The sequence below is a fragment of the Paraburkholderia polaris genome (genome assembly GCF_012927345.1).
In the GTDB taxonomy this organism is placed as follows: domain Bacteria; phylum Pseudomonadota; class Gammaproteobacteria; order Burkholderiales; family Burkholderiaceae; genus Paraburkholderia; species Paraburkholderia polaris.
In genome coordinates, this window is record NZ_JABBGJ010000003.1 from 226889 (window position 1) to 253530 (window position 26642).

Consider the following 26642-nt stretch of genomic DNA (forward strand, 5'->3'; position numbering starts at 1 on the left):
GGGCGCAGACGGATGCAGGGAAATGCCGGGCCCGCGCGCTGACGGCGAAACGCCTGAAAGACGCGAAAACGGTGGCAGCGGCGGCGAGCGGATGATTATAGCGTGGCATGCAGCCGTTCGCGGGCCAGCGTGGCGCGGCGGCGGGGGCAGGAAATCCATGGCGGCGCGGGCCGAAGCAAGCCAAAGTCATCGAAAACCACCCAGAACGCATGCAACAGAGAGAGCACAGACGGTAGGATCGAGGACGACTCAGGGCCGCAATGGCCCGAACGCACGCAATGTGCCGCCGCCCTAAGCACCAGGGGGCACATTGCAGCGGCGCCAGGCGTGTTAAGACGCGGCGCAACCCGCCAGGCAGCGCAGGCAATGCGACGCAGCGGGAACGACGCGAGCCGCAGACGGTTCGCGCAAAAAGGAAGCAGGAGCAGCAATGTACGAAGCAGCAACGGATACATCCCGACGATTCGGACGAAGAGGGCGCAAGAACGCCGCCGTCGGCAAAGTCAGCCACACCGCCCGCAGGAGCAGCAGCCGTCGCGGGAGTCTCGCATCATGACCAACTGGCTTCGCAATGGCTGGCCGACGCTCGCGATCATGCTGGGCGCCTCGGTGTGGGGGATGATCTGGTACCCGCTGCGCATGCTGAATGCGCTCGGCGTGACCGGCACAGCGGCAAGCGCGCTGACGAGCGGCGCCGGTTGCCTGTTCGTCCTGCTGGTGCGCTATCGCGCGCTCAGAACCGTGCGCTGGCACTGGCTGCTGCCGGCCCTGGCGCTGGCAGCGGGCATCACCAATCTCGGCTTCGTGTGGGGCTCGATCCACGGCGAGGTGATGCGCGTGTTGCTGCTGTTCTATCTCACCCCCGCCTGGACCGCGCTCTTTGCACACTTCATCCTGCACGAACGGCTGACCTGGGCGGGCGCAGGCCTCGCCGCACTATCGCTGGCCGGTGCGATGACCATGCTGTGGTCGCCGCAACTGGGCATCCCGGTGCCCGGCAACCTCGCCGAATGGGCAGGGCTTGCGGGCGGCATGGGCTTCGCGATGAGCAACGTGCTGATCCTCAAGACGAGTCGCGTGCTGCCGGAAATGAAACCGGAAATGCGCACCGCGACGATCTTCGGCGGCGCGGCGATTTTCAGCGCCTTTGCATCGCTGTTCGAGGCGATGCCCGCACCACCCACCGGCGCGCATCTCGGCACGGCGGCGCTACTGGTGCTCGGCCTCGGTTTTCTGCTCGCGTCGAACAATATGCTCGTGCAGTACGGACTCGCGCGGGTGCCGGCCAATCGGGCCTCGATCATCATGCTGTTCGAGATCGTGGTCACGGCCTTGTCCGCGTGGCTTTTCGCCGGCGAGACGCCGGGCCCGCGCGAATGGGCCGGTGGCGCGTGCATCGTGTTGGCGTCGGCACTATCCAGTTGGGTACACCGGACCCGTGCGTTGCCGCCTGATCCGGCCATCCAGGACGCGGGTCCCGACGCCGACGGTAGCGCAGACCGTAAGGACGGTAAGAACCGCTCGCGCGCGATGGTATGATTGCCCCTCATTAGCTGGCGCACGCTTCACCGCGTGTAGTTGGCGCCCGTATCGCGGGGTTTCGCGGGCCGTTTCGCTGCATCGGCGAACGGCTGGCGCGGCCCTCACGAGCCACGTTTTATTTTCCCTTTTCAAACAGCGAAATCGCCGTGCGTCTGACCTCGATCAAACTCGCTGGCTTCAAGTCATTCGTCGATCCCACGCATTTTCAGGTCCCGGGCCAGCTCGTTGGCGTGGTCGGACCGAATGGGTGCGGCAAGTCCAACATTATCGACGCCGTGCGCTGGGTACTCGGCGAATCGCGCGCTTCCGAGCTGCGCGGCGAGTCGATGCAGGACGTGATCTTCAATGGCTCGACCGCGCGCAAGCCGGGTAGCCGCGCCAGCGTCGAACTCGTGTTCGACAACGCCGACGGCCGCGCCGCCGGGCAGTGGGGCCAGTATGCCGAAATCGCTGTCAAGCGCGTGCTCACGCGCGACGGCACCTCGAGCTACTACATCAACAACCTGCCGGCGCGCCGCCGCGACATTCAGGACATCTTCCTCGGCACCGGCCTCGGGCCGCGTGCGTACGCGATCATCGGGCAGGGCATGATCGCGCGCCTGATCGAGGCGAAGCCGGAAGAGCTGCGCGTGTTCCTCGAAGAGGCCGCGGGCGTGTCGAAGTACAAGGAACGCCGCCGCGAAACCGAGAACCGTCTGCACGACACGCGTGAGAATCTGATCCGCGTCGAAGACATCGTCCGCGAACTCAGTGCGAACCTCGAGAAGCTCGAGGCGCAGGCGATCGTCGCGACCAAGTACAAGGATTTGCAGGCTGACGGCGAAGAGAAGCAGCGTCTGTTGTGGCTGTTGCGCAAGAACGAAGCTGGCGGTGAGCAGGAACGCCAGCAACGCGCGATCGAACAGGCGCAGATCGACCTCGAAGCGCAAACCGCGAAGCTGCGCGAAGTCGAAGCGCAACTCGAAACGCTGCGCGTCGCGCACTATTCCGCCAGCGACGCGATGCAGGGTGCGCAAGGTGCGTTGTACGAGGCGAATGCCGAAGTCAGCCGTCTCGAGGCCGAGATCAAGTTCATCGTCGAATCGCGCAACCGCGTGCAGGCGCAGATCGCTGCCTTGACCGCGCAGCGTGAACAGTGGCAGTCGCAGGCCCAAAAAGCGCAAGACGATCTCGAAGACGCTGAAGAACAACTCGCTGTTGCTGAAGAAAAAGCCGCGCTGGCCGAAGACGAAGCCGCCGCCAAGCATGATGCGATGCCGGCGCTCGAAGCGCGCTGGCGTGATGCGCAGACTGAGCTGAATGCCGAGCGCGGCGGTATTGCGCAGACCGAACAGGCACTCAAGCTCGAAGCCGCGCATCAGCGCAATGCCGATCAGCAACTGCAGCAATTGCAGCAGCGTCACGAGCGACTGAAGTCGGAAGCGGGCGGTCTCGATGCCCCCGACGAAGCGCAACTCGAAGACCTGCGCATGCAGCTCGCCGAGCACGAAGAAATCCTGCACGACGCGCAGGCCCGTCTCACCGACGCGCAGGAAACGCTACCGCGTCTCGACGGCGAACGGCGCGCTGCCCAGGAACGCGTGCAGTCGGAAAGCGCACAGATTCATCAGCTCGACGCACGCCTTGGCGCGCTCAAGCAATTGCAGGAAAACGTCCAGACCGAAGGCAAGATCCAGCCGTGGCTTGAAAAGCACGAGCTGAGCGGCTTGCCGCGTCTGTGGAAGAAACTGCACGTTGAAGCAGGTTGGGAAGCCGCGCTCGAAGCGGTGCTGCGTGAGCGGCTCGCCGCTCTGGAAGTGTCGAACCTCGACTGGGTCAAGGCGTTCGCCACTGACGCGCCGCCCGCCAAGCTCGCGTTCTACTCACCGCCGGCAGCCGGTCAGCCGGTCGCTACGCCGCCGGCTTTGCGTCCGCTGCTGTCGCTGGTTCGTATCGACGACGCAGGCATTCGTGCCGTGCTGAACGACTGGCTCGGCCTCGCCTTCGTCGCTGACGATCTGCAACAGGCGCTCGCCATGCGCGCGCAATTGCCGGAAGGCGGTTCGTTCGTCGTCAAGGCTGGCCACGTGGTGACGCGTGTCGGCGTCCAGTTGTATGCCGCCGATTCCGAACAGGCCGGCATGCTGGCCCGTCAGCAGGAAATCGAAAATCTGGGCCGTCAGGTGCGTGCGCAAGCCTTGCTTGCCGATGAGGCGAAGGCTGCCGCGATCCGTGCCGAGGCCGCGCACACGCAAGCCGCGCAAGCTTTGAACGATGTACGTCAACAGTCGGAGCGCGCGACGCAACGCGTGCACGCCTTGCAGATGGACGTGCTCAAGCTCGCGCAAGCGCATGAGCGTTACACGCAGCGCAGCACGCAAATCCGCGAAGAGCTCGAAGAAATCACCGCGCAGATCGAAGAGCAGCGCGCATTGCGTGGCGAATCGGAAGCGAACTTCGAGCGTCACGACTCTGAACTCGCCGAATTGCAGGCGCGTTTCGAAGATCACCAGATGGCCTTCGAAGCGCTCGACGAAGCGCTCACCGCCGCGCGCGCCCAATCGCGCGATCTCGATCGAGCCGCCACCGACGCGCGCTTCGCGGCGCGCAACATGGCGAACCGTATCGACGAATTGAAGCGCAGCATCCAGGTCTCGCATGAGCAGAGCGAGCGCGTCGCCGCATCGCTGGAAGATGCGCGCGCCGAACTGGAAACGATCAACGAGCAAACCGCACATACTGGCTTGCAGGACGCGCTCGATATCCGCGCGGTCAAGGAAGAGGCGTTGCACGCCACGCGTCTCGAACTGGACGACCTGACCGCCAAGCTGCGTGCCGCCGACGAAACCCGTTTGACGGCCGAGCGTGCGCTGCAACCGCTGCGCGACCGCATCAACGAATTGCAGCTGAAGGAACAGGCCGCGCGCCTGAATGGCGAGCAGTTCATCGAGCAACTGGCCGCGGCCGGTGTCGATGAAGCGCAATTGCAGGCCAAGCTCACGCCGGACATGAAGCCGTCCTACCTGCAAGGCGAAGTCACGCGGATCAACAACGCGATCACCGCGCTCGGCCCGGTCAACATGGCCGCGTTGGACGAACTGAAGGCGGCGAGCGAGCGCAAAACGTTCCTCGATTCGCAATCGGCCGACCTGAACAACGCGATCGAAACGCTCGAGGACGCGATCCGCAAGATCGATGGCGAAACGCGTACGCTGCTGCAAGGCACCTTCGACGAGGTGAATCGTCATTTCGGCGAGCTGTTCCCGCGTCTCTTTGGCGGTGGGCAGGCCAAGCTGATCATGACCGGCGATGAGATTCTCGACGCCGGCGTGCAGGTGATGGCGCAACCGCCGGGCAAGAAGAATTCGACGATTCACCTGTTGTCGGGCGGCGAGAAGGCATTGACTGCCACCGCACTAGTGTTCGCGATGTTCCAGCTGAATCCCGCGCCGTTCTGTCTGCTCGACGAAGTGGACGCGCCGCTCGACGACGCCAACACAGAGCGTTTCGCGAACCTCGTGCGCGCGATGTCGGACAAGACGCAGTTCCTGTTCATTTCGCACAACAAGATCGCGATGGAAATGGCGCAGCAACTGATCGGCGTGACCATGCAGGAGCAGGGCGTGTCGCGGATCGTTGCCGTCGACATGGAAACGGCGGCTGGTTTCGCCCAGAATATCGTTTAAGTTTTCGTTTAGGTTGATCATCGCGGGCGCCCAGGTTCAGCGCAGCGGCCATCGGCCGCGCGACACGTGGGGCGGGCGCATAGCCGCGCAGACAAAAGAATTGCTGATGGAGCATGCATGGACGAGTTGACACTCGGTTTGATCGGCGCGGGTGCCGTGGTGGTCGGGGGCGTGGTCGTGTACAACGCATGGCAAGGCGCGAAGGTTCGCCGCAAGATGCCGCGTCCGATGCCGGCCGATACCGCCGAAAGTTTCGCGCGGGACGATCAGGAGGAGCAGAGCCCGTTTATCGAACCGGCCCGGCCGACCACGCGGCGCGAGCCGGTAGTGAGTTCAGACGCGGCGGCGGAAACCGCGGCGGCGCGCGTCGAGCCGACGTTTGGCGCAACCGCTGCGCCGCTCGATACGCCGGCCGATATTCAGGCCGAGACGACTACGCCGAACGGCTATCCGGAAGCGGGAGGCATTGCTGAAGCAGAAGGCGGCCACGCTGCGAAGGCCGACGAACCGGTCGAGCCGATCATGCCCGCTGCCACGACGATTTCGTCGGCGCCGCCGGCTATCGTCGATCGTCGCATCGACTGCATCGTGCCGATTCGTTTGAACGGCCCGGTGGCCGGCGACAAGGTGATTCCGCTTGCGCAGCGTCTGCGCCGCGCCGGCAGTAAGCCAGTGCATATCGAAGGCAAGCTCGAAGGCGGCGCGTGGGAATTGCTGCAAAACGGCGCGCGCTACGAAGAGCTGCGCGCGGCCGCGCAATTGGCCAATCGGAGTGGGGCGCTCAACGAACTGGAGTTCTCGGAGTTCGTGACCGGCGTGCAGCAGTTTGCCGATGCGCTCGACGCGTCGCCGGAATTTCCCGACATGCTCGAAACGGTCGCCATGGCGCGCGAACTCGACGGCTTCGCCGCGCAGTGCGATGCACAACTGTCGATCAACGTACTTTCCGACGGTGCGCCGTGGTCGGCCAACTATGTCCAGGCAGTCGCGTCGCAAGACGGCTTGCTGCTCTCGCGCGACGGCACGCGCTTCGTCAAGCTCGACGCGAAGCAGAGCCCGGTGTTCATGCTGCAATTCGGCGACACCAATTTCCTGCGCGACGACCTGACCTACAAGGGCGGCCAGATGATCACGCTGGTGCTCGACGTGCCGGTCGCGGACGAAGACATCCTGCCGTTCCGCCTGATGTGCGACTACGCGAAATCGTTGGCTGAGCGTATCGGCGGACGGGTGGTCGACGATGGGCGCCGTCCGCTGCCGGAAACCGCGCTGCTGGCGATCGAAAAGCAGTTGATGACGCTCTACGCGAAGCTCGAACAGGCGGGGATTCCGGCGGGTTCGCCAGCCACCCGGCGTTTGTTCAGCCAGTAACGGCTCTGCTTTTTTATGCAGTACTCGACGGCCGCGCGATGTGCGGCCGTTGGCGTTTTGGGCGCAGTGACGAACGCAGGAAACTGGCCATTCGGCCGATGTAAAGGGGCACGCTTCCTGCGATAATCCAATGTCTGAATTCCATTGAAGAAGCGTCCGACAGCATGGCCCGAACTCCCGCCTCAAACCCTGCAACCAATGCTCCCGCGGAGCGGGCCGCGTGGCTGCGCGCGGAACTCGAACGCGCCAATTACGCGTACTACGTGCTCGACCAGCCGGACCTGCCGGACGCGGAATACGACAAGCTCTTCAAGGAGCTGGAGCGAATCGAGACGGAGCATCCGGACCTGATCGTGCCGGATTCGCCCACCCAGCGCGTGGGCGGCGAGGCGTCAAGCGGCTTCGAGCCGGTCGTGCACGATCAACCCATGCTCTCGCTGAACAATGGCTTCGCGGACGAAGACATCGTCGCGTTCGACAAGCGCGTCGGCGACGCGCTCGGCAAGAACGCGAGCGAACCGCCGGTGCCGGTGGATTACGCAGCTGAGCTGAAGTTCGACGGCCTCGCCATCTCGCTGCGTTATGTCGACGGCATTTTCGTCCAGGCGTCCACGCGCGGCGATGGCGCCACCGGCGAGAATGTCACCGAGAACGTCCGCACGATCCGCTCCATTCCGCTCAAGCTCAAGGGCAAACGCGTGCCGCATGTGCTCGACGTGCGCGGCGAAGTGCTCATGTTCAAGCGCGATTTTGAACGCCTGAACGAGCGCCAGCGGGCCGCTGAGCAGAAGGAATTCGCCAATCCGCGCAACGCTGCCGCGGGCAGCTTGCGGCAGCTCGATTCGAAGATCACCGCGCAGCGGCCGCTCTCGTTCTTCGCCTATGGAATCGGTGTGCTCGAAGGTGGCGAGATGCCCGCCACACATAGCGAACTGCTCGACTGGTACAAGGAGCTCGGCTTGCCGGTGAATGGCGAGCGGGCGGTGGTACAAGGCGCCGAAGGCTTGCTGGGGTTCTTCCACACGGTAGGCGAGAAGCGCGACACGCTGCCTTACGATATCGACGGCGTCGTCTACAAGGTCAACCGGCGCGATGAGCAGGACGCGCTCGGCTTTGTCTCGCGCGCGCCGCGTTTCGCTTTGGCGCACAAATTCCCCGCGCAGGAAGCACTGACCAAACTCGTCGCGATCGACGTGCAGGTCGGCCGTACCGGCGCGATCACGCCGGTTGCGCGGCTGGAGCCGGTGTTCGTCGGCGGCGCGACGGTGACGAACGCGACGTTGCACAATGAAGACGAAGTGCGCCGCAAAGATATCCGCATCGGCGACACCGTGATCGTGCGGCGCGCCGGCGACGTGATTCCAGAAGTGGTGAGCGCGCTGCTCGAGCGCCGCCCGGACGATGCCCGCGAGTTCGTCATGCCTACGCATTGCCCGGTATGCGGCTCGAGCATCGAACGGCTGCCGGACGAGGCGATCGCGCGCTGCACGGGTGGTCTGTTCTGCCCGGCGCAGCGCAAGCAGGCGCTGTGGCACTTTGCGCAGCGGCGGGCACTGGATATCGACGGGCTCGGCGAAAAGATCATCGACCAACTCGTCGAGCAGAATCTCGTGCGCACGCCGGCTGATCTGTTCAACGTCGGCTTTGCGACACTTGCTGAACTCGACCGCTTCGCCGAGAAGTCCGCGCAGAATCTGCTCGACTCGCTCGAAAAAGCCAAACACACCACGCTCGCGCGCTTCATTTACGCACTTGGTATCCGGCATGTGGGCGAATCGACGGCGAAAGATCTTGCCAAACATTTCGGCTCGCTGACTCCGATCATGGATGCCTCGGTCGAAGAATTGCTGGAGGTGAACGATGTGGGTCCTGTGGTGGCCGAGTCGATTCATCAGTTTTTCGCCGAAGAGCACAACCGCACGGTGATCGAGCAACTACGCGCACCCGGCAAGGTCACATGGCCGGAAGGGCCGCCCGCACCAAAGGCGCCGCAAGGCGTGCTGGCCGGCAAGACGGTCGTATTGACCGGCACTTTGCCGACGCTTGCCCGGGAAGATGCGAAAGAAATGCTCGAAGCGGCCGGCGCGAAAGTGGCCGGCTCGGTGTCGAAGAAAACGGACTACGTGGTGGCGGGGGCCGAAGCGGGCAGCAAGTTGGCGAAAGCCGAGGAACTCGGCATCCCGGTACTCGACGAAGATGGTATGCGTAAGCTCCTGGAGGGGCAGTTATGATCCGCGAAATTCTCAAGATGGGCGATCCGCGCCTTTTGCAAATTGCCGATCCGGTCGATCATTTCGACACTCCCGAACTGCATGAGCTTGTCAAAGACATGTTCGAGACCATGCACGACGCGAATGGCGCGGGGCTCGCCGCGCCGCAGATCGGTGTCAATTTGCAGGTGGTGATCTTCGGCTTCGGGCATAACGAACGCTATCCGGATGCACCGCCGGTGCCCGAGACGGTGCTGATCAACCCGACCATCACGCCGGTGTCGCTGGATATGGAAGAGGGCTGGGAAGGCTGCCTGTCCGTGCCGGGCCTGCGAGGCGCCGTGAGCCGGTTCTCGATGATCAAGTATCACGGCTTCGATCAATACGGCAAGCCGATCGACCGCGTCGCCGAGGGCTTTCACGCGCGTGTCGTGCAGCATGAGTGCGACCATCTGATCGGCAAGCTGTATCCGATGAGGATCAACGATTTCGCGAAGTTCGGCTTCACGGAAGTCCTGTTTCCGGATCTGGACCCGAATAGTGACGACTGACGCTGTATCTTCGCCTGCGACGATTGCATTGTTGCTAGCGCCACCGGAAACAAAAAACCCACGCCGCGGCGTGGGTTTTTTGTTGGGCGAACGTCACGGTGGACACCGTGAGTTTTTCGCTATTTGAGCGTCAGGCTCCCGCCATCAAAACGACTCGTCCGCCGACAGATAGCGCCATTGACCCGGCGGCAGCGCACCCAGCATCACCTGGCCCATCCGCACGCGCTTCAGGCCGATCACTTCAAGGCCGACCAGTTCGCACATCCGGCGGATCTGGCGCTTCTTGCCCTCGCGCAGCACGAAACGCAGTTGCTCGCCGTTTTGCCAATTGACCTGTGCGGGCTTCAACGGCACTTCGTCGAGCGAGAGGCCGTGGCACAAGAGCGCGAGGCTTTCCGGTGGGAAGTGGCTTTCGACGTCGGTGGTGTGCTCGCCGAACGCGACGCGCACCAGATACTCCTTATCGATCTCCGAATGGCCGCCAATCAGCTGCTTGGCGATGCGGCCGTCCTGCGTCAGCACCAGCAGGCCCGTCGAATCGATGTCCAGGCGCCCAGCCGGCGCGAGCTGGCGCAGATGCGAGACCGAGAAGCGGATGTCAGAACTGTCGCCTTCCCAGCGATTTTCCGGCGTGACCAGCGTGATCGCCGGTTGATAGCCGTCTTCCGCCTGGCCCGATACAAGGCCCACGGGCTTGTGGATCAGAACCGTCACCTGGCTCGCTTGCGCGGCTTCAGCGGCGGGGTCGATCTCGATTCGCTGGTCCGGACGAACCTTGGTGCCGAGCGTGTCGATCCGCTCGCCGTCGACCAGCACCCAGCCTTTTTCGATCCACTCGTCGGCTTCGCGGCGTGAGCACAGGCCGAGTTCCGACATCAGCTTGGACAGGCGTAGGGTGCCCGGCGCGTCTTCGTAATCGCGGCGCGGCGTGCGCGGAGCAGCGTCGGCGCCATCGTCGCGTTCGGCTCTGGCTGCGGGAGCCGGGCCGTGCGGTTTGTCGGCACGGGCGGGGCGGTTGTCGTCGCCAAAGCGGCGCCCGGCGGCCGGGAGCGCCTTGTCGAAGCTGCGAGCAGGGCGTTCGCCCCGGTCATTGCGTTCGTTACGTTCGCCTGCGCGCGCCGGGCGATCGCCAAACTCACGTTTGGCCGGTGCACGTTCGCCGCGGTCGTCGCGCGGTGCGCGAGCCGGACGATCCGTCCGGTCACCGTAGCCGCTTTTGACGGGTTTCGCGAAAGTGCGCTCGCCGCGCTCGGACGAGCCGCGTTCGCCTTCAAAACGGCGCGGTGCGCTGTCGCTGCGCGGCCCGCGCTCGCCGCTACGGCGTTCTTGCGGGGCGCCACGGTCGCTGCCGAAGCGAGGCCGATCCGAGGCGTCGCGCGCCGGACGCTCGCCACGCGGTCCGCCTTCCGACGGGCGGCCTGCGCCCGGGCGCGGACCGCTGAACGAGCGACGTTCGCCGTCGTCGCGGCGCGGTGCGCGGTTGCCTTCGAAACTGCGTGGTGCGCGTTCGCTGCGATCTGCGCTGCCTTCGAAGCGGCGGGGTGCGCCTTGGCCGCGCTCGCCGCGATCCGCACCGCCTTCAAAGCGACGCGGAGCACGATCGCTGCTGCCCTCAAACCGGCGCGGTGCGCCTTGAGTGCGTTCACCGTCAGCGCGACGCGGAGCACGATCGCTACGATCGCCGCTACCTTCAAACTTACGGGGCGCACGAGCGCCCTCGTCCCGACGCGGAGCACGGTCGCTGCTGCCCTCAAACCGACGCGGTGCGCCTTGAGCGCGTTCACCGTCAGCACGGCGCGGGGCGCGTTCGCTACGGTCGGCGCCAGCTTCAAACTTACGGGGCGCACGAGCGCCCTCGTCCCGGCGCGGAGCACGATCGGTACGATCGCCGCCACCTTCAAATCGACGGGGCGCACGCTCACCATCGTCCCGACGCGGAGCACGGTCGTTGCTACCCTCAAACCGGCGCGGTGCGCCTTGGCTGCGTTCACCGTCAGCGCGACGCGGAGCACGTTCGCTACGATCGCCAGCACCTTCAAACCGCCGCGGTGCACGCTCGCCGTCGTCCCGACGGGGAGCGCGATCGCCGCCACCCTCGAAGCGGCGCGGCGCACCGCCGGCCCCCTCACGCCGCGGCGGCCGATCCGACGGTGCCCGGCGCGCAGCGCCAGCACCACCTGCGTCCCGCTCGCGGGAAAACGATCCTTCAGCCCGTGGCGCGCGCGCGCCGGTGCCCGCCGGCTTACCTGCGCCGGCTGGCCGCTTGCCGCCGCCACCCGCTGCGCCAGCGCCTTCACCCCGCGCCCCATTAAACCCAGCCGTCGGCGTAGACGGCCTTGGCCCGGTCGCGCGCGTCGGCTTACGCGCCGAGGTGCTTCCGGTACGGACAGGGGCGCGTTCGGACGAAGCCGGCCGCGGGTGCTTGGCTGTTAATTTGACTCGCATGAAATCTCACACTGCAATCGCGCGCAGCAGTTCGGTCTCGACCTGAATTTGCAGGCGGTTGTCCGACAGACCGTGCCCATCCAGCAGGAACACGTCTTCGACGCGTTCGCCGAGCGTATTGATCCGCGCCGACGCGACGCCGACCCGGTGCTCGGCCAGCACGCGCGCGATTGAATAAAGAAGGCCTGGCCGGTCGTTCGCAGACACGGACAGGATGTAATATTGGCCGCGCTCGTCGGCCCGAAGATCGACGCGCGGCGTAACAGGGAAGGTCCGCGACAGCCGTGACAAACGGCCTTTCGACGGTCCCGGGAGCAGGGTGCCGTCACCCGTGAGGCGTGCGGTCAGTTCCTGTTCGACCAGATTGGCAATATCGCGATAATGCACGTCTTCTTCGGTATGCGCGACGAGGAAATTATCGAGCGCGTACCCGTGACGGGTCGTGCTGACCCGCGCATCGAGCACTGACAAGCCGTTGCGGTCGAAATACGCACAAATGCCGGCGAACAGATCGGGCTGGTCTTTCACATACACCAGCACCTGAAGCGCTTCGCCGATCGGCGAAGGACGCGCCCGCACGATCGGCGTCGCGGTCTCGACGTGCCGGTACAGCACGCGGGTCTGCCAGGCGATATCCGCCGCATCGTGGCGCAGGAAGTAGCCGATGTCCAGCTTGTCCCACAGCGCCTTCTGCGCGCCTTCCGGCACGGTTTCGAGGCGCAGCAGGGCCAACGCCTCTTCCTGCCGCGACTTCAGTTCAGAGTGCGCGTCAGGCCGTGCGCCGCCGAGCACCGCCAAAGTTGCGCGGTAGAGGTCCTCGAGCAGCTTGCCTTTCCACGTGTTCCAGACTTTCGGGCTGGTGCCGCGAATGTCGGCCACGGTCAGCAGGTAAAGCGCAGTCAGCCGGCGCTCGTTGCCGACCAGTTCGGCAAACCGCTTGATGACTTCGGGGTCGCTCGTGTCCTGTTTCTGCGCGACCTGGCTCATGGTCAGATGCTGCTGGACCAGCCAGACGACCAGTTCGCCGTCCTCGCTCTCGATGCCATGGTTGCGGCAGAAGCGCCGCGCGTCGGCCATGCCGAGCGTGGAATGGTCGCCGCCGCGGCCTTTGGCGATGTCGTGAAACAGCGCCGCCACGTACAACACCCACGGCCGGTCGAAATTGGCGATCAACTGGCTGCAGAACGGATATTCGTGCGCGTGCTCGGCTACCGCAAAGCGGCGCAGATTGCGCAACACCATGAGGATGTGCTGATCGACCGTGTAGACGTGATACAGGTCGTGCTGCATCTGTCCGACAATGCGCCGGAAGTTCAGCAGATAGCGCCCGAGCACGCTGGTCTGGTTCATCAGCCGCAACGCGTGCGTGATGCCGGCCGGCTGCTTCAGGATATCCATGAACAGGCGCCGGTTTTCCGGATCGCGCCGCCAATGCTGATCCATCACGTCGCGGGCGTTGTAGATCGCGCGCAGCGTGCGCGCCGACAAACCCTTCACGCCCGGCGTCTGTTCGTAGAGCAGGAAAGCTTCGAGGATCGCGTTCGGCTCGCGCTGGAAGACGTCGTCGCTGGCGATCTCCAGCATCCCCTGCTTCTCGACGAAACGGTCCGACAGCACGCGCGTAATGCCGCTCGTGTTGGGGAAGAGTTGCGCCTCGATGTTCTGGATCAGGATCGTCGCGAGTTGCGTGACGGCCTTGGCAGACCAGTAATAGCGACGCATCAGCTGCTCGCTGGCGCGCTTGGTGGCCGTCGGCTTGTAGCCGAAGCTTTCGGCTACCGGTGTTTGCAGGTCGAACACCAGAATGTCCTGGCGGCGGCCGGCGATCACATGCAGCCGGGCACGCAGCGTTTTCAGGAAGCCTTCGTTGCGGCGCAGTTCGCGCGCTTCACGCTCGGTGATCAGGCCGCGTGCTTCGAGTTCGCGCCAGCTACTACCGAAACCGGCCGCCTGGGTAATCCACAGAATCAGTTGCAGATCGCGCAGGCCGCCCGGGCTTTCCTTGATGTTCGGCTCGAGCGCATACGGCGTGTCCTGAAACTTGGCGTGCCGCTGACGCATTTCCAGCACTTTGGCCTGGAAGAACGCGCGTGGGTCGAGCGTTTCGCGGTAGCGCCTCGCAAAGTCGTCGAAGAGCGGGGCGCTGCCCGTAATGCGCCGCGCTTCGAGCAGCGAGGTGCGCACGGTGACGTCGTTGGCGGCTTCTTCGACGCATTGCACCACGCTGCGCACGCTGCTACCGAGTTCGAGCCCCAAATCCCACGCGAGGCTGATAAAGCGCTCGATGCGCGCTTCGAGATGCTCGATCGGCGCGTCGGGCAGCAGGACCAGAATGTCGATGTCAGAGTGCGGTGCGAGTTCGCCCCGCCCGTAGCCGCCGACAGCCAGCAGCGCCAGTTCGGGCGGCAGCTCGCAGGTGTTCCACGCGGCGCGCAGCGACTCGTCTGTGGTGCGCGCGAGCGCGGCCATCAGCGAGTCGACGTTGGAGGCGGTCTTGAAGCGTTCCAGCAACTGGGCTTTGGCCACTTTATAGTCCGCCTTGAGCGACGAGGCATGGGATTGGGCGACGGCTGGAACACTACTCATTGGCAGGCGGGCAGGTGAGGGCGAAAGTCGGTCAGGCCGTGGCGGCTACAACCGGCGGACGCGCGGGCGTGCCGGCTGAGACAGTCAGCACGTCATAGCCGGTTTCGGTGACGAGTACGGTGTGTTCCCACTGTGCCGACAGGCTGCGGTCTTTGGTCTTGACGGTCCATTGGTCCGGCATGGTGCGGATGTCGCGCCGGCCGGCGTTGATCATCGGTTCGATCGTGAAGATCATGCCGGCCTGCAGCTCGAGCCCGGTGCCGGGACGGCCATAGTGCAGAATCTGCGGGTCTTCGTGGAACACCGTGCCGATGCCGTGGCCGCAATATTCGCGCACCACGCTGTAGCCTTGCCCTTCGGCATGCTTCTGGATGGCATAGCCGATATCGCCGAGATGGGCGCCCGGGCGCACCTGATCGATGCCGAGCCACATGCATTCGAAGGTGGTCTGCACGAGCCGTTTGGCCATGATCGAGCCTTCGCCGACGATGAACATCCGGCTGGTGTCGCCGAAATAGCCTTCCTTGATCACCGTGATGTCGATATTCAGCGCGTCGCCGTTTTTCAGCGTCTTGTCGCCCGGAATGCCGTGACAGATCACGTCGTTGACCGAAATGCAGGTGGCTTTCGGATACGGCGGATAGCCGGGCGGCTGATAATTCAGCGGCGCCGGAACGGTGCCTTGTTCCTTGAGCATATATTCGTGACACAGCCGGTCGAGTTCGCCGGTCGTGATGCCGGCCGCGACGAACGGCGTAATGTAATCGAGCACTTCGCTAGCGAGCTTGCAGGCGACGCGCATCTGCGCGATATCGTGTTCGTTTTTGAGCGTAATAGCCATGAGTCGGGCCTGAAATGCGGTTTATTGCAAGATTATCGCACCATATTCCGGCTGCCGCAGGCTTTTGAGAGAGGTGGCGCCTTTTGCTCCCGTGTTTGCGGCGGATTGCGAGCGCCTTGGTGGAGGCCGGTGGCAAGCGCCAAGGTGCAACCGCGTGCGGCAAGCGGGAGCTACCGCGCGGGTTGAGTCGGCCGATAGTCGCGTGCTATAATCTTTGGCTAAGTCGATCTCTGTCTTATTTTTGTTGCTCTATCGCTGTTCTAATGAACGCAAGCGGGCGCAAACTGGCAGGAAAGGCTTCTCGTAGCGATAGTTGCCTGCGCTACGAGCAAGGCAGTACCAAGGCAGCAGACTCGCAAGCCGGTGCACCCAGGGTGTCCGTCGCGTTCAGCCAAAAAGGCAGCGCGGCCGATACGGCAGCCGGCTTAAGACCCAACCCTCGCGGAGATTTTCATGGCAGTTACCATGCGTCAAATGCTGGAAGCCGGTGTCCACTTCGGTCACCAAACGCGCTTCTGGAACCCGAAGATGGCCCCCTTCATTTTCGGTCATCGCAACAAGATTCACATCATCAACCTCGAAAAGACGCTGCCGATGTACAACGACGCGCTGAAGTACGCGCGTCAACTGGCAGCGAATCGCGGCACGATCCTGTTCGTCGGCACGAAGCGTCAATCGCGCGACACGATCGCTGAAGAAGCACAACGCGCTGGCATGCCTTACGTCAACGCACGCTGGCTCGGCGGCATGCTGACCAACTTCAAGACGCTGAAGGTCTCGATCAAGCGCCTGAAGGACATGGAAGCAGCGCTGGAAGCAGGCGAAACCGAACGCATGAGCAAGAAGGAAGCGCTCCTGTTCGAACGCGAAATGGCCAAGCTGCAAAAGTCGATCGGCGGCGTGAAGGACATGGGCGGTATTCCGGACGCGATCTTCGTGGTCGACGTCGGCTACCACAAGATTGCCGTCACCGAAGCTAACAAGCTCGGCGTGCCGGTCATCGCCGTGGTCGACACGAACCACTCGCCGGAAGGCATCGACTACGTGATCCCGGGTAACGACGACGCTTCGAAGGCTGTCGCTCTGTACACGGCTGGCGTGGCTGACGCGATCCTCGAAGGCCGTGCTAACGCGGTCAACGAAGTGGTGCAAGCTGCACGTGGTGGCGACGGCGACGAGTTCGTCGAGGTCAACTCGGAAGCGTAAAGCTGCCCCGTGTCCGGCAAAAAAGGGGGCTTTCTACAGGCCCCCTTTTTTTAAGCCGCGACAATGTAGTGGTGTGCTGTGAGCAGTGCCTAAACGTGGTCCGTAAAAAATACGCGCGACGTTGAAACGAATTCTTGCCGCCGGTATCGAAGTCCGGGCGGCGTGTGACAGACGGAACTCAAGGAGCAAATGATGGCGGCAATTACCGCAAGCATGGTTGCAGAACTGCGCGCAAAGACCGACGCGCCGATGATGGAATGCAAGAAAGCGCTGACGGAAGCTGAAGGCGACATGGCGCGCGCTGAAGAGCTGCTGCGCGTGAAGCTGGGCAACAAGGCCAGCAAGGCAGCGTCGCGCGTGACGGCTGAAGGCGTGGTCGCATCGTTCATTGGCGGCAACGCCGGTTCGCTGGTCGAACTGAATTGCGAAACCGACTTCGTTTCGAAGAACGACGACTTCCTGGCTTTCTCGAAGACGGTCGCTGAGCTGGTCGCTACGCAAAACCCGGCAGACGTCGCTGCGCTGGCGGCCCTGCCGCTGGACGGCTCGACGGTCGACGCAGTGCGTCTGGCACTGGTCGGCAAGATCGGTGAAAACCTGTCGATCCGCCGTTTCGTGCGTTTCGACACGTCGAACAAGCTGGCAGCGTACCTGCACGGCACCCGTATCGGCGTGCTGGTCGAGTACACCGGCGCGGACGAGCAGGTCGGTAAGGACGTGGCAATGCACATCGCCGCCATGAAGCCGGTCTCGCTGTCGTCGGACGACGTCCCGGCGGATCTGATCGCCAAGGAACGCAGCATTGCTGAGCAGAAGGCTGCTGAATCGGGCAAGCCGGCTGAAATCGTCGCCAAGATGGTCGACGGCAGCGTGCAGAAGTACCTGAAGGAAGTGTCGCTGCTGAACCAGACGTTCGTTAAGAACGACAAACAGACGATCGAACAGATGCTGAAGGCTGGCAACGCGAGCGTGCAGAAGTTCGCGCTGTTCGTGGTCGGTGAAGGCATCGAGAAGAAGCAGGACGACTTCGCAGCTGAAGTGGCGGCTCAAGTCGCTGCTGCAAAGCAACAATAAGCATCGCTTAAGCTTCAGTTAGTACCGTTCGATCCGCGGCGGAGCAAGACTTTGCCGCGGTCGGCGGCGCCGCAAGGCTGCGCGCGGGTGACCCTCGTGGCGCACGCCGCTGGCGAACCCCAGGGTTCGTCAATTTGGCGACGCTTGCCCGAATCAGTATTTCACCCCTACATTAGTCCCTTGTTGTTGCCCTGTTCTGCGCGATCTGGATACCCCTATGCCCACTGCCTATAAACGCGTCCTGCTCAAACTCTCCGGTGAAGCTCTGATGGGCGACGATGCCTTTGGCATCAATCGCGCAACCATCGAACGAATGGTAGCGGACGTGGCCGAAGTGGTCCGTCTCGGAACGCAGCTGGCCGTGGTGATCGGCGGCGGCAATATTTTCCGCGGCGTCGCGGGCGGCGCGGCCGGGATGGATCGCGCCACGGCAGACTACATGGGCATGCTGGCCACCATGATGAACGCGCTGGCGCTGCAGGACGCAATGCGCCACGCCGGTATTGAAGCGCGTGTGCAATCCGCGCTGCGCATGGACCAGGTGGTCGAGCCGTACATCCGTCCCCGCGCGATTCGCCAGCTCGAAGAAGGCAAAGTCGTGATTTTCGCGGCCGGTACCGGCAATCCGTTCTTCACGACGGATACGGCTGCCGCGCTGCGCGGCTCGGAAGTCGGCGCGGAAGTTGTGCTGAAGGCCACCAAGGTGGACGGCGTCTATTCTGCCGACCCAAAGAAAGACCCGAGCGCGACCCGTTACGCCACGATCAGCTTCGACGAAGCCATCGGCCGTAATCTGCAGGTGATGGACGCCACGGCGTTCGCGCTGTGCCGCGACCAGAAGCTGCCGATCCGGGTGTTTTCGATCGTCAAGCCGGGCGCGCTCAAGCGCATCGTACTGGGCGAGGACGAGGGCACCCTCGTCCACGTGTAAACTCTCGTTCACATAACGTGGGCTTTAACGCGAGCCCAGGCCGCCGCATATTCCGCGCGCTGGCTGGCTCGCACCGTTTTGAAGGTTCGGAGGTTTAAAAATGTCTGTGGCTGATATCAGGAAGGGCGCTGAACAAAAGATGCAGCGTTCCATCGACGCGTTCAAGAACGACTTGTCGAAGATCCGCACGGGCCGTGCACACACGGGCCTGCTCGATCACATCCAGTGCGATTACTACGGTTCGCCGGTGCCGATTTCGCAGGTCGCGAACCTGACGCTGATCGACGCACGCACGATCGGCGTGCAGCCGTGGGAAAAGAAGATGGTCCAGGTCGTCGAAAAGGCGATCCGCGAGTCGGACCTCGGTCTGAACCCGGCTACGCAAGGCGACGTGATCCGCGTGCCGATGCCCGCGCTGACCGAAGAACGCCGCCGCGAACTGACCAAAGTGGTCAAGAGCGAAGCAGAAACGGCCAAGGTTGCTATTCGTAACCTGCGCCGTGATGCAAACGAGCAACTGAAAAAGCTCGTGAAAGACAAGGAAATTTCAGAAGACGACGAGCGCCGTGCCGGTGACGACGTTCAGAAACTGACGGACAAGTTCGTCACGGAAATCGACAAGCTTGTAGTGACCAAAGAAGCCGAGATCATGACGGTCTGAGGCCGCATGGCCCCGAGGAAAACGCAGGGCCGCCCCAGGTTTTCCGCCCTGCAGGAAGTCCCCTTGGGGGATTGCCCCCTCGGGGGGCTTGGCGCGAAGCGCCAGGTTTGGGGGCACTCAGCACCTTCAAGACTTCCACTTCTTTTTTTGCAGTCACTGTCCCGACGGCCATGACCTATACCAGCTCAACCGTGCGCGTGCCTGATGTCGCCGCGGTGCCGCGACATATCGCGATCATCATGGACGGCAACGGCCGTTGGGCGACCCAGCGCCGTCTGCCGCGCGTGGCCGGTCATACGCGCGGCGTCGACGCGGTGCGTGCGGCCGTCGAAGCCTGCGCCCGGCAGGGCGTCGAATATCTGACGCTCTTTGCCTTCAGCTCGGAAAACTGGCGCCGCCCGAACGACGAAGTGTCGTTCCTGATGCGTCTGTTCGTCACTGCGCTGGAGCGCGAGATCGGCAAGCTGCACGCGAACGGCATTCGTCTGCGCGTGGTCGGCGATCTGTCGAAGTTCGATACGCGCATTCGCGATCTGATCAAGCGCGCGGAGACCAAAACTGCGCGCAACACCCGCCTCACGCTTACCATCGCCGCCAACTACGGCGGCCGATGGGACATCATGCAGGCCACCCGCAAGCTCGCCGAACAATCGGCGCTGGCGGGCAAGGCGGTCGAGGTGACCGAGGACTCGTTCGCCGGACACCTGTCAATGGCCTATGCGCCGGAGCCGGACCTCTTTATCCGCACCGGCGGCGAGCGCCGCGTCAGCAACTTCCTGCTGTGGCAACTCGCCTACACCGAGTTCTACTTCACCGACACGTTCTGGCCGGATTTCGACGCCGACGCGCTCGGCCACGCTATCGCTTCCTACGCGGAGCGTGAGCGCCGCTTCGGCCGCACCAGTGCTCAACTCGAGCCGCAATCGCAAAACGTCGATTCGCTTCCATGCTAAAAACCCGTGTCATCACGGCGATCATCCTGCTGGCGATCTTCCTGCCGGTCACGTTGTTCGCGCCGGTGGGCGCGTTCGGCGCGCTGATCGCCTTCGTCGTCGTGTTCGCCGCGTGGGAGTGGGCGCGCCTGCTGAAGCTCGGCGGCGCGGGCCCGGTCATCTACGCGCTGGTGGCGGCGGTTGCGCTGGTCGCGAGTACGCGGCTCGGTACCGGTGTCGAGGAGCCCCGGCCGCTGTTTCAGGCGGCCGCTATTTTCTGGGTGATCGCGGGGCCGTACGTGCTCCTGCGCAAGCCGACCCTCGCGCAAGGCGCCTGGCGCGCTTTTCTATTCCTTGCTGGCATTGTGGTATTCGTCGCGTGCTGGCATGCTCTCGTCGCCGCTCGCATGAAGGGCGTGCCGTTCGTGCTGTCGCTGCTGCTGTTGGTATGGCTTGCCGATATCGGCGCATACTTCTCTGGAAAGGCTTTCGGAAAACACAAGCTGGCGCCTGCCATCAGCCCGGGTAAGACTTGGGAGGGCGCGATCGGCGGCTGGCTGGTGGTGATGATCGTCGCGGCGGCGGCGGTCTTTTTGCACGCGTTCGAGCCCACCCTGTATTCTGCGCTGCTGGCGCAATTGGGCGCCGTACGTACGCTGCTCGCTCTGACCCTGCTGGTGGCATTCAGCGTGGTGGGCGACCTGTTCGAATCAATGATGAAACGCCAGGCCGGAGTGAAAGATTCAAGCGGCCTGTTGCCCGGGCACGGTGGCGTACTCGACCGCATCGACGCATTGTTGCCGGTGCTGCCGCTTGCCATGCTGCTGCTCGGCTAGAGAAAGAGATATGCAAAAACGTCTGACATTGCTCGGTTCTACGGGCTCGATTGGAGACAGCACGCTTGACGTCGTCGCGCGTCATCCCGAGCGCTTTTCGGTTTACGCGCTCACGGCGCATCGCAACGGTGACAAGCTCGTCGAGCAATGCCTGCGCTTTCAGCCTGAAGTCGCGGTAGTCGGCGATGCCGATACCGCTGCGCACGTCGCGGCGAAGCTGCGCGAAGCGGGCTGCAAGACCGAAGTCACGTACGGGCCGCAAGCGCTCGTCGACGTGTCGAAGAGCGATGGCTGCGATACGGTGGTGGCGGCGATTGTCGGTGCGGCCGGCCTCGCGCCGAGCCTGGCCGCTGCGCGCGCCGGCAAGCGCATTCTGCTCGCCAACAAGGAAGCGCTGGTGATGTCCGGCGCGATCTTCATGGACGCGGTGCGTGACAACGGCGCCGTGCTGCTGCCGGTCGACAGCGAACACAACGCCATTTTCCAATGCCTGCCGCGCGAAGCCGCGCTGCACGGCGGCGTCTCGAAGATCATCCTGACCGCGTCGGGTGGCCCGTTCCGCACGCGCGAACCGGCCACGCTAGTCGACGTCACGCCTGACGAGGCCTGCAAGCATCCGAACTGGGTGATGGGCCGTAAGATTTCGGTCGACTCGGCCACGATGATGAACAAAGGCCTCGAAGTGATCGAGGCGCACTGGCTCTTCGATTTGCCGGGCGAGCGCATCGACGTGCTGATTCACCCGCAAAGCGTGATCCATTCGATGGTGTCGTACGCTGACGGCTCGGTGCTCGCGCAACTGGGGAACCCCGACATGCGCACGCCGATCGCGCACGCGCTGGCGTTTCCCGATCGCGTCGATTCGGGCGTGGCGCAACTCGATCTGCTGCAGGTCGCGTCGCTCTCGTTCGAAAAGCCGGATTACACACGCTTCCCATGTCTCGCGCTCGCGGTGAAGGCACTGGCTGAGGGTGGGTTGGCGAGCGCGGCCCTGAATGCCGCGAACGAAATCGCTGTTGAAGCGTTCCTGTCGCGCCAGATTGGTTTCATGGCAATCGCTCAGGTTGTCGACGCCGTGCTCAACGCGTTGCCGAACCGCAGCGCGCACGCGCTCGAAGACGTGATTGAGGCCGACGCAGCCGCGCGCCGCGCCGCTGCCGATTTCATCGCGCGTCTGCCGGACGGCGCCCGTCGCACGGAACGCGCCGTCCAGTGAGGCGCCTATGAATCTGCTGATCGAACTGCTTGCCTTCGCGGTCGCGATTGGCGTACTCGTGGTCGTCCACGAGTACGGGCATTACAGCGTGGCGCGTTTGTGCGGCGTCAAGGTGTTGCGCTTTTCGATCGGTTTCGGCAAGCCGCTGTTCCAATGGGTGAGCCCGAAAACGGGCACCGAATGGACGATTGCCGCACTGCCGCTGGGCGGCTACGTGAAGATGCTCGACGAACGCGAGACCGGCGGTGCGCCAATTCCGGTTGAAGCCTTGCCGCATGCCTTCAACCGGCAGTCGGTGTGGCGTCGTTTCGCGATCGTCGCGGCCGGTCCGGTCGCGAACTTCCTGCTCGCCATCGTGCTGTTCGCCCTCGTGTTCGCCACCGGCGTGACGGAGCCGGCGGCGGTGGTTGCCGCGCCTGCTCCGAATACGCCGGCGGCGTTGGCCGGTTTCGACGGCGGCGAAACCATCGTCGCAGTGCGAGCCGAGAATGCCGGCGAATCCGAACACGTGCGCTCGTGGTCCGACCTGCGCTGGAAACTGCTGGGCGCGGCATTCGATCACAAGCGCGTCGTGCTGAGCGCGAAAGATGCCCACGGCACCTCGGATTTCCAGCTGGATCTGCGCGGTATCACCGAGAAAGACGTCGACGACGACTTTATGTCGCATCTCGGCTTCGAGCCGGGTGGTGGCAAGCTCACAGTCGCTGGTGTGCAACCGGATAGCGCAGCACAAAAGGCAGGCCTTGTAGTGGGTGACCGTCTGCGCGCGATCAACGGTATCCCTACCGACAATGCCACGGCCTTCATCGCTTATGTAAAATCGCACGCCGGTGTGCCCGTGACGCTGCAGGTAGAGCGTGGTGGGCCAGCGGCGAGCAAGCTGGAAGACGTTCGCATCGTCCCGCAGTCGCAGCGTGATGACGCAACAGGTCAGCAAATCGGCCGTATCGGTGCGGAACTCGCCACCCAGGTGCCGTCGATCGACGTGCGTTATGGGCCGGTCGAAAGTCTGCAACTGGGCGCACGCCGCACGTGGGACCTCGCTGTTTATTCGGTGCGCATGTTCGGGCGAATGATCGTTGGCGAGGCTTCGCTGAAGAATCTTTCTGGCCCCGTGACGATCGCCGATTACGCAGGAAAGAGCGCACGTCTAGGTCCTTCTGCATTCCTGTCGTTCCTGGCCCTTGTCAGTATTAGCCTCGGCGTACTGAACCTGTTACCAATTCCGGTATTGGACGGGGGTCATCTGTTATATTATTTGGTTGAAGCTGTAACCGGCAAAGTTGTTTCTGATCGCTGGCAACTCGTTTTTCAGAGGGCGGGTCTCGCCTGCATCGTCGCGTTGTCGGCGATTGCGCTGTTCAACGATCTGGCTCGTTTAATCCATTTTTAAAGTGTCTGGCGGCGTTCACGATGGCGACCGTCTGACCTGATGCAGCTATACACACTGGGGAAGCACGTTGTTTAAACCTCATCGCTTTGTTCCAAAGACGGTTATAGCCGCGGCATTCGCCGCGCATGGGCTGGTTGCTCACGCAACGACGCCCTTCGTGGTGCAAGACATCCGGATCGAGGGATTGCAACGCGTCGAACCCGGTACCGTGTTCGCGTACTTGCCCATCAAGCAAGGCGACACCTTTAGCGACGACAAGGCTTCTGAAGCCATTCGCGCGCTGTACGCCACGGGCTTCTTCAACGACGTCAAGATCGCGACCGAAGGCAATGTCGTCATCGTGCAGGTGCTGGAGCGTCCGGCCATCGGCACGATCGACTTCGCAGGCATTCACGAGTTCGACAAGGACAACCTGACCAAGGCGCTGCGCGCGGTCGGTTTGTCGCAAGGCCGTTACTACGACAAGGCGCTCGTCGACAAGGCCGAGCAGGAACTGAAGCGCCAGTATCTGACGCGTGGCTACTATGCCGCCGAAGTCACCACCACGATCACGCCGATCGACCGCAATCGCGTGTCGGTGCTGTTCTCGGTGGCTGAAGGTCCGAGCGCGAAGATCCGCCAGATCAACTTCATCGGCAACAAGGCGTTCAGCACGGGTACGCTGCGCGACGAAATGCAGCTGTCCACGCCGAACTGGTTCTCGTGGTACACAAAGAACGACCTGTACGCGAAAGACAAGCTCACCGGCGACCTCGAAAACGTCCGCTCGTATTACCTGAATCGCGGCTACCTCGAGTTCAACATCGAGTCGACCCAGGTCTCGATCACGCCGGACAAGAAGGACATGTACCTGACGGTCACGCTGCACGAAGGCGAGCCGTACACGATCAATAGCATCAAGCTGGCCGGTAACCTGCTCGACCGCGAGCCGGAGCTGGCCAAGCTCATCAAGATCAAACCGGGTGACCGCTTCTCGGCTGAAAAGCTGCAAGCCACCACCAAGGCGATTGTCGACAAGCTGGGCGAATACGGTTATGCGTTCGCCACTGTGAACGCGCAGCCGCAGATCGATCAGGAACACCACAAGGTCGACCTGACGCTGCAAGTGGACCCGAGCCGCCGTGTGTACGTGCGCCGCATCAACGTGGTCGGCAACACGCGTACGCGCGACGAAGTGGTGCGCCGCGAAATGCGCCAGCTCGAAAGCTCCTGGTTCGATTCGAACCGCCTCGCGCTGTCGAAAGACCGGATCAACCGTCTCGGCTACTTTACCGACGTCGACGTGACCACGGTGCCGGTCGAAGGTACGCCGGACCAGGTCGATGTGGACGTCAAGGTGGCCGAAAAGCCGACCGGCGCGATCACGCTGGGCGCGGGCTTCTCGTCGACCGACAAGGTGGTGCTCTCCGCGGGCGTGTCGCAGGACAACGTGTTCGGTTCGGGCACGAGTCTCTCGGTAAACGTGAATACCGCCAAAACGTACCGTACCTTGACGGTCACGCAGGTCGACCCGTACTTCACGGTCGACGGCATCAAGCGGATTACCGACGTCTACTACCGTACGTACCAACCGCTGTACTACTCGACGGATTCGAGCTTCAAGATTGTCACGATTGGTGGTGACCTGAAGTTCGGTATCCCGTTCTCCGAAGTCGACACGGTCTACTTCGGTGCCGGCCTCGAGCAGAACCAGCTGGATATCGACGCGAACACGCCGGCTTCGTACAAGCAGTATGTGCAGGATTTCGGCCGGGTATCGAACAACGTGCCGCTTACGGTGGGCTGGTCGCGCGACGCGCGTGACAGCGCACTGGTGCCGAGCCGCGGTTACTTCACGCAGGCGAACGCCGAATACGGCACGCCGCTTGGCGGCACGCAGTACTACAAGGCCGACATCAACGCGCAGTACTATTATTCGTTTGCGCGCGGCTTCGTGCTGGGCTTCAACTTCCAGGGCGGTTACGGTAACGGCATGGCCGGCAAGCCCTATCCGATTTTCAAGAACTACTACGCCGGTGGTATCGGTTCGGTGCGCGGCTACGAGCCGAGCTCGCTGGGCCCGCGTGACAAAACCACGAACGACCCGATCGGTGGTTCCAAACTGCTGGTCGGCAACATCGAGTTGACGTTCCCGTTGCCGGGCACGGGCTACGACCGCACTTTGCGGGTGTTCACGTTCCTCGACGCCGGTAACGTCTGGGCAGACGCGAGCGCCGCTGCGAATTCGACGGGCGCGAACGGCTTGCGGTACGGCTATGGTGTCGGTCTTGCGTGGATTTCGCCGATCGGCCCGCTCAAGCTCAGCTTGGGCTTCCCGCTCGTGAAGCACACTGGCGACCAATATCAGAAGTTCCAGTTCCAGATTGGGACGGCATTCTGATCCCGGCCACTACGCGCGGCTCCCGGCGGCGGGCCCGGCCAAACTACAGTATCGAGAGGATGACTTTGCGAACCGGTATGTTTTCGAAACGTGTAGCGTGCGCGCTGGCGCTGGCAATGACGCTGGGTGTCGGCGTAGCGGGAGCAGCGCACGCGCAGGAAGCCAGGATCGCTGCCGTGAATTCGGACCGTATCCTGCGTGAATCGGCTGCCGCGAAGGCTGCGCAGGTCAAGCTCGAGGCGGAGTTCGCGAAGCGCGACAAGGATCTGGCCGACATGGCGCAGAAGCTGAAGTCGATGTCCGACTCGCTCGACAAGAACGGCGCGTCGATGTCGGCCGCCGATCGCGCGCAGAAACAGCGCGATCTTTCGCAGCTGGATACGGACTTCCAGCGCAAACAACGCGAGTTTCGCGAGGACCTGAACCAGCGCCGCAACGAAGAGCTGGCGGCGGTGCTCGACCGGGCCAACAAGGTGATCAAGCAGATCGCCGAGCAGCAGCACTACGACCTGATCGTTCAGGAAGCGGTGTACGTGAGTCCGCGCATCGACATCACCGATCAGGTGCTCAAGGCGCTCGCAGCCTCGGGTAACTGAGCGCGCACGCCGGGTCGTCGGCCGCCGGGTCGCCCCATGGGGCGGTAGAACTGACAAGTTGGACTGATTTTGCAGCAACCATCTTGGATGGGATCGGAGTAAGTGCATTGCATGGGACCAGAGTAGTGCGCTAAAGCGCTAACTCCGGTCGACAGCGTTGCATGGGACCGGAGTAAGCGCTAAAGCGCTAACTCTGGTCGACACAG

Annotated in this window: 17 protein-coding genes and 1 pseudogene; 15 read left to right on the plus strand and 3 right to left on the minus strand. The window is 63.3% G+C overall.

All coding sequences use genetic code 11. The features are described 5' to 3' along the window. Positions 1 to 552 precede the first annotated feature (552 nt). The 5 genes from HHL24_RS03605 (at position 553) to def (ending at position 9339) form a co-directional block, all read left to right on the plus strand. The gene (locus HHL24_RS03605; protein ID WP_169484011.1) at positions 553 to 1539 is read left to right on the plus strand and encodes a DMT family transporter; all 987 of its coding nucleotides are present in this window, start codon (positions 553 to 555) and stop codon (positions 1537 to 1539) included. Positions 1540 to 1688: 149 nt separating this feature from the next. Next, positions 1689 to 5207, plus strand: coding sequence for a chromosome segregation protein SMC (gene smc / locus HHL24_RS03610; RefSeq protein ID WP_169484012.1), 3519 nt, complete (start codon positions 1689 to 1691; stop codon positions 5205 to 5207). A gap of 117 nt (positions 5208 to 5324) precedes the next feature. Further along, positions 5325 to 6578 (plus strand): cell division protein ZipA C-terminal FtsZ-binding domain-containing protein, encoded by a 1254-nt coding sequence (locus tag HHL24_RS03615; RefSeq protein ID WP_169484014.1) that lies wholly within the window; start codon positions 5325 to 5327, stop codon positions 6576 to 6578. Between the two features lie 164 nt (positions 6579 to 6742). After that, positions 6743 to 8809, plus strand: a complete 2067-nt coding sequence (gene ligA, locus HHL24_RS03620; RefSeq protein ID WP_169484016.1) for an NAD-dependent DNA ligase LigA — start codon at positions 6743 to 6745, stop codon at positions 8807 to 8809. Continuing rightward, positions 8806 to 9339 carry a peptide deformylase gene (def, locus tag HHL24_RS03625; protein WP_169484018.1) on the plus strand — a complete coding sequence of 178 codons (534 nt, stop codon included), beginning with the start codon at positions 8806 to 8808 and terminating at the stop codon, positions 9337 to 9339. The genes ligA and def overlap by 4 nt, the downstream gene beginning before the upstream one ends. A gap of 144 nt (positions 9340 to 9483) precedes the next feature. Here def and HHL24_RS03630 read toward each other — a convergent pair. The 3 genes and pseudogenes from HHL24_RS03630 to map form a co-directional block, all read right to left on the minus strand. Continuing rightward, positions 9484 to 11415 (minus strand): annotated as a pseudogene (locus tag HHL24_RS03630) (pseudouridine synthase); the annotation flags it as partial. A 375-nt stretch (positions 11416 to 11790) separates the two neighbouring features. After that, positions 11791 to 14370 carry a [protein-PII] uridylyltransferase gene (locus HHL24_RS03635; protein ID WP_169484020.1) on the minus strand — a complete coding sequence of 860 codons (2580 nt, stop codon included), beginning with the start codon at positions 14368 to 14370 and terminating at the stop codon, positions 11791 to 11793. Between the two features lie 31 nt (positions 14371 to 14401). Then, a complete protein-coding gene (gene map, locus HHL24_RS03640; protein ID WP_169484022.1) occupies positions 14402 to 15211 on the minus strand; it encodes a type I methionyl aminopeptidase in 810 nt (269 codons plus the stop codon). Positions 15212 to 15664: 453 nt separating this feature from the next. On the opposite strand from map, the gene rpsB reads away from it, so the two are divergent. The 10 genes from rpsB (at position 15665) to HHL24_RS03690 (ending at position 26436) form a co-directional block, all read left to right on the plus strand. Beyond that, positions 15665 to 16417, plus strand: a complete 753-nt coding sequence (rpsB, locus tag HHL24_RS03645; RefSeq protein ID WP_073427980.1) for a 30S ribosomal protein S2 — start codon at positions 15665 to 15667, stop codon at positions 16415 to 16417. Positions 16418 to 16609: 192 nt separating this feature from the next. Then, positions 16610 to 17491: a translation elongation factor Ts gene (gene tsf, locus HHL24_RS03650; protein WP_169484095.1), complete on the plus strand. Its 882-nt coding sequence runs from the start codon at positions 16610 to 16612 to the stop codon at positions 17489 to 17491. Positions 17492 to 17708: 217 nt separating this feature from the next. Continuing rightward, the gene (gene pyrH, locus HHL24_RS03655) at positions 17709 to 18422 is read left to right on the plus strand and encodes a UMP kinase (RefSeq protein ID WP_028199371.1); all 714 of its coding nucleotides are present in this window, start codon (positions 17709 to 17711) and stop codon (positions 18420 to 18422) included. 100 nt (positions 18423 to 18522) lie between these two features. Then, positions 18523 to 19083, plus strand: coding sequence for a ribosome recycling factor (frr, locus tag HHL24_RS03660; RefSeq protein ID WP_028199370.1), 561 nt, complete (start codon positions 18523 to 18525; stop codon positions 19081 to 19083). A 170-nt stretch (positions 19084 to 19253) separates the two neighbouring features. Beyond that, the gene (gene uppS / locus HHL24_RS03665) at positions 19254 to 20036 is read left to right on the plus strand and encodes a polyprenyl diphosphate synthase (protein ID WP_169484023.1); all 783 of its coding nucleotides are present in this window, start codon (positions 19254 to 19256) and stop codon (positions 20034 to 20036) included. After that, positions 20030 to 20851 carry a phosphatidate cytidylyltransferase gene (locus HHL24_RS03670; RefSeq protein ID WP_169484024.1) on the plus strand — a complete coding sequence of 274 codons (822 nt, stop codon included), beginning with the start codon at positions 20030 to 20032 and terminating at the stop codon, positions 20849 to 20851. The genes uppS and HHL24_RS03670 overlap by 7 nt, the downstream gene beginning before the upstream one ends. A gap of 10 nt (positions 20852 to 20861) precedes the next feature. After that, positions 20862 to 22067 (plus strand): 1-deoxy-D-xylulose-5-phosphate reductoisomerase, encoded by a 1206-nt coding sequence (locus HHL24_RS03675; protein WP_169484025.1) that lies wholly within the window; start codon positions 20862 to 20864, stop codon positions 22065 to 22067. Positions 22068 to 22074: 7 nt separating this feature from the next. Next, a complete protein-coding gene (gene rseP, locus HHL24_RS03680) occupies positions 22075 to 23460 on the plus strand; it encodes an RIP metalloprotease RseP (RefSeq protein WP_169484027.1) in 1386 nt (461 codons plus the stop codon). A gap of 67 nt (positions 23461 to 23527) precedes the next feature. After that, complete coding sequence (gene bamA / locus HHL24_RS03685; protein ID WP_169484028.1) at positions 23528 to 25840, plus strand: outer membrane protein assembly factor BamA; 2313 nt, start codon at positions 23528 to 23530, stop codon at positions 25838 to 25840. 59 nt (positions 25841 to 25899) lie between these two features. Beyond that, the gene (locus HHL24_RS03690; protein WP_206002691.1) at positions 25900 to 26436 is read left to right on the plus strand and encodes an OmpH family outer membrane protein; all 537 of its coding nucleotides are present in this window, start codon (positions 25900 to 25902) and stop codon (positions 26434 to 26436) included. The last annotated feature ends 206 nt before the right edge of the window (positions 26437 to 26642 follow it).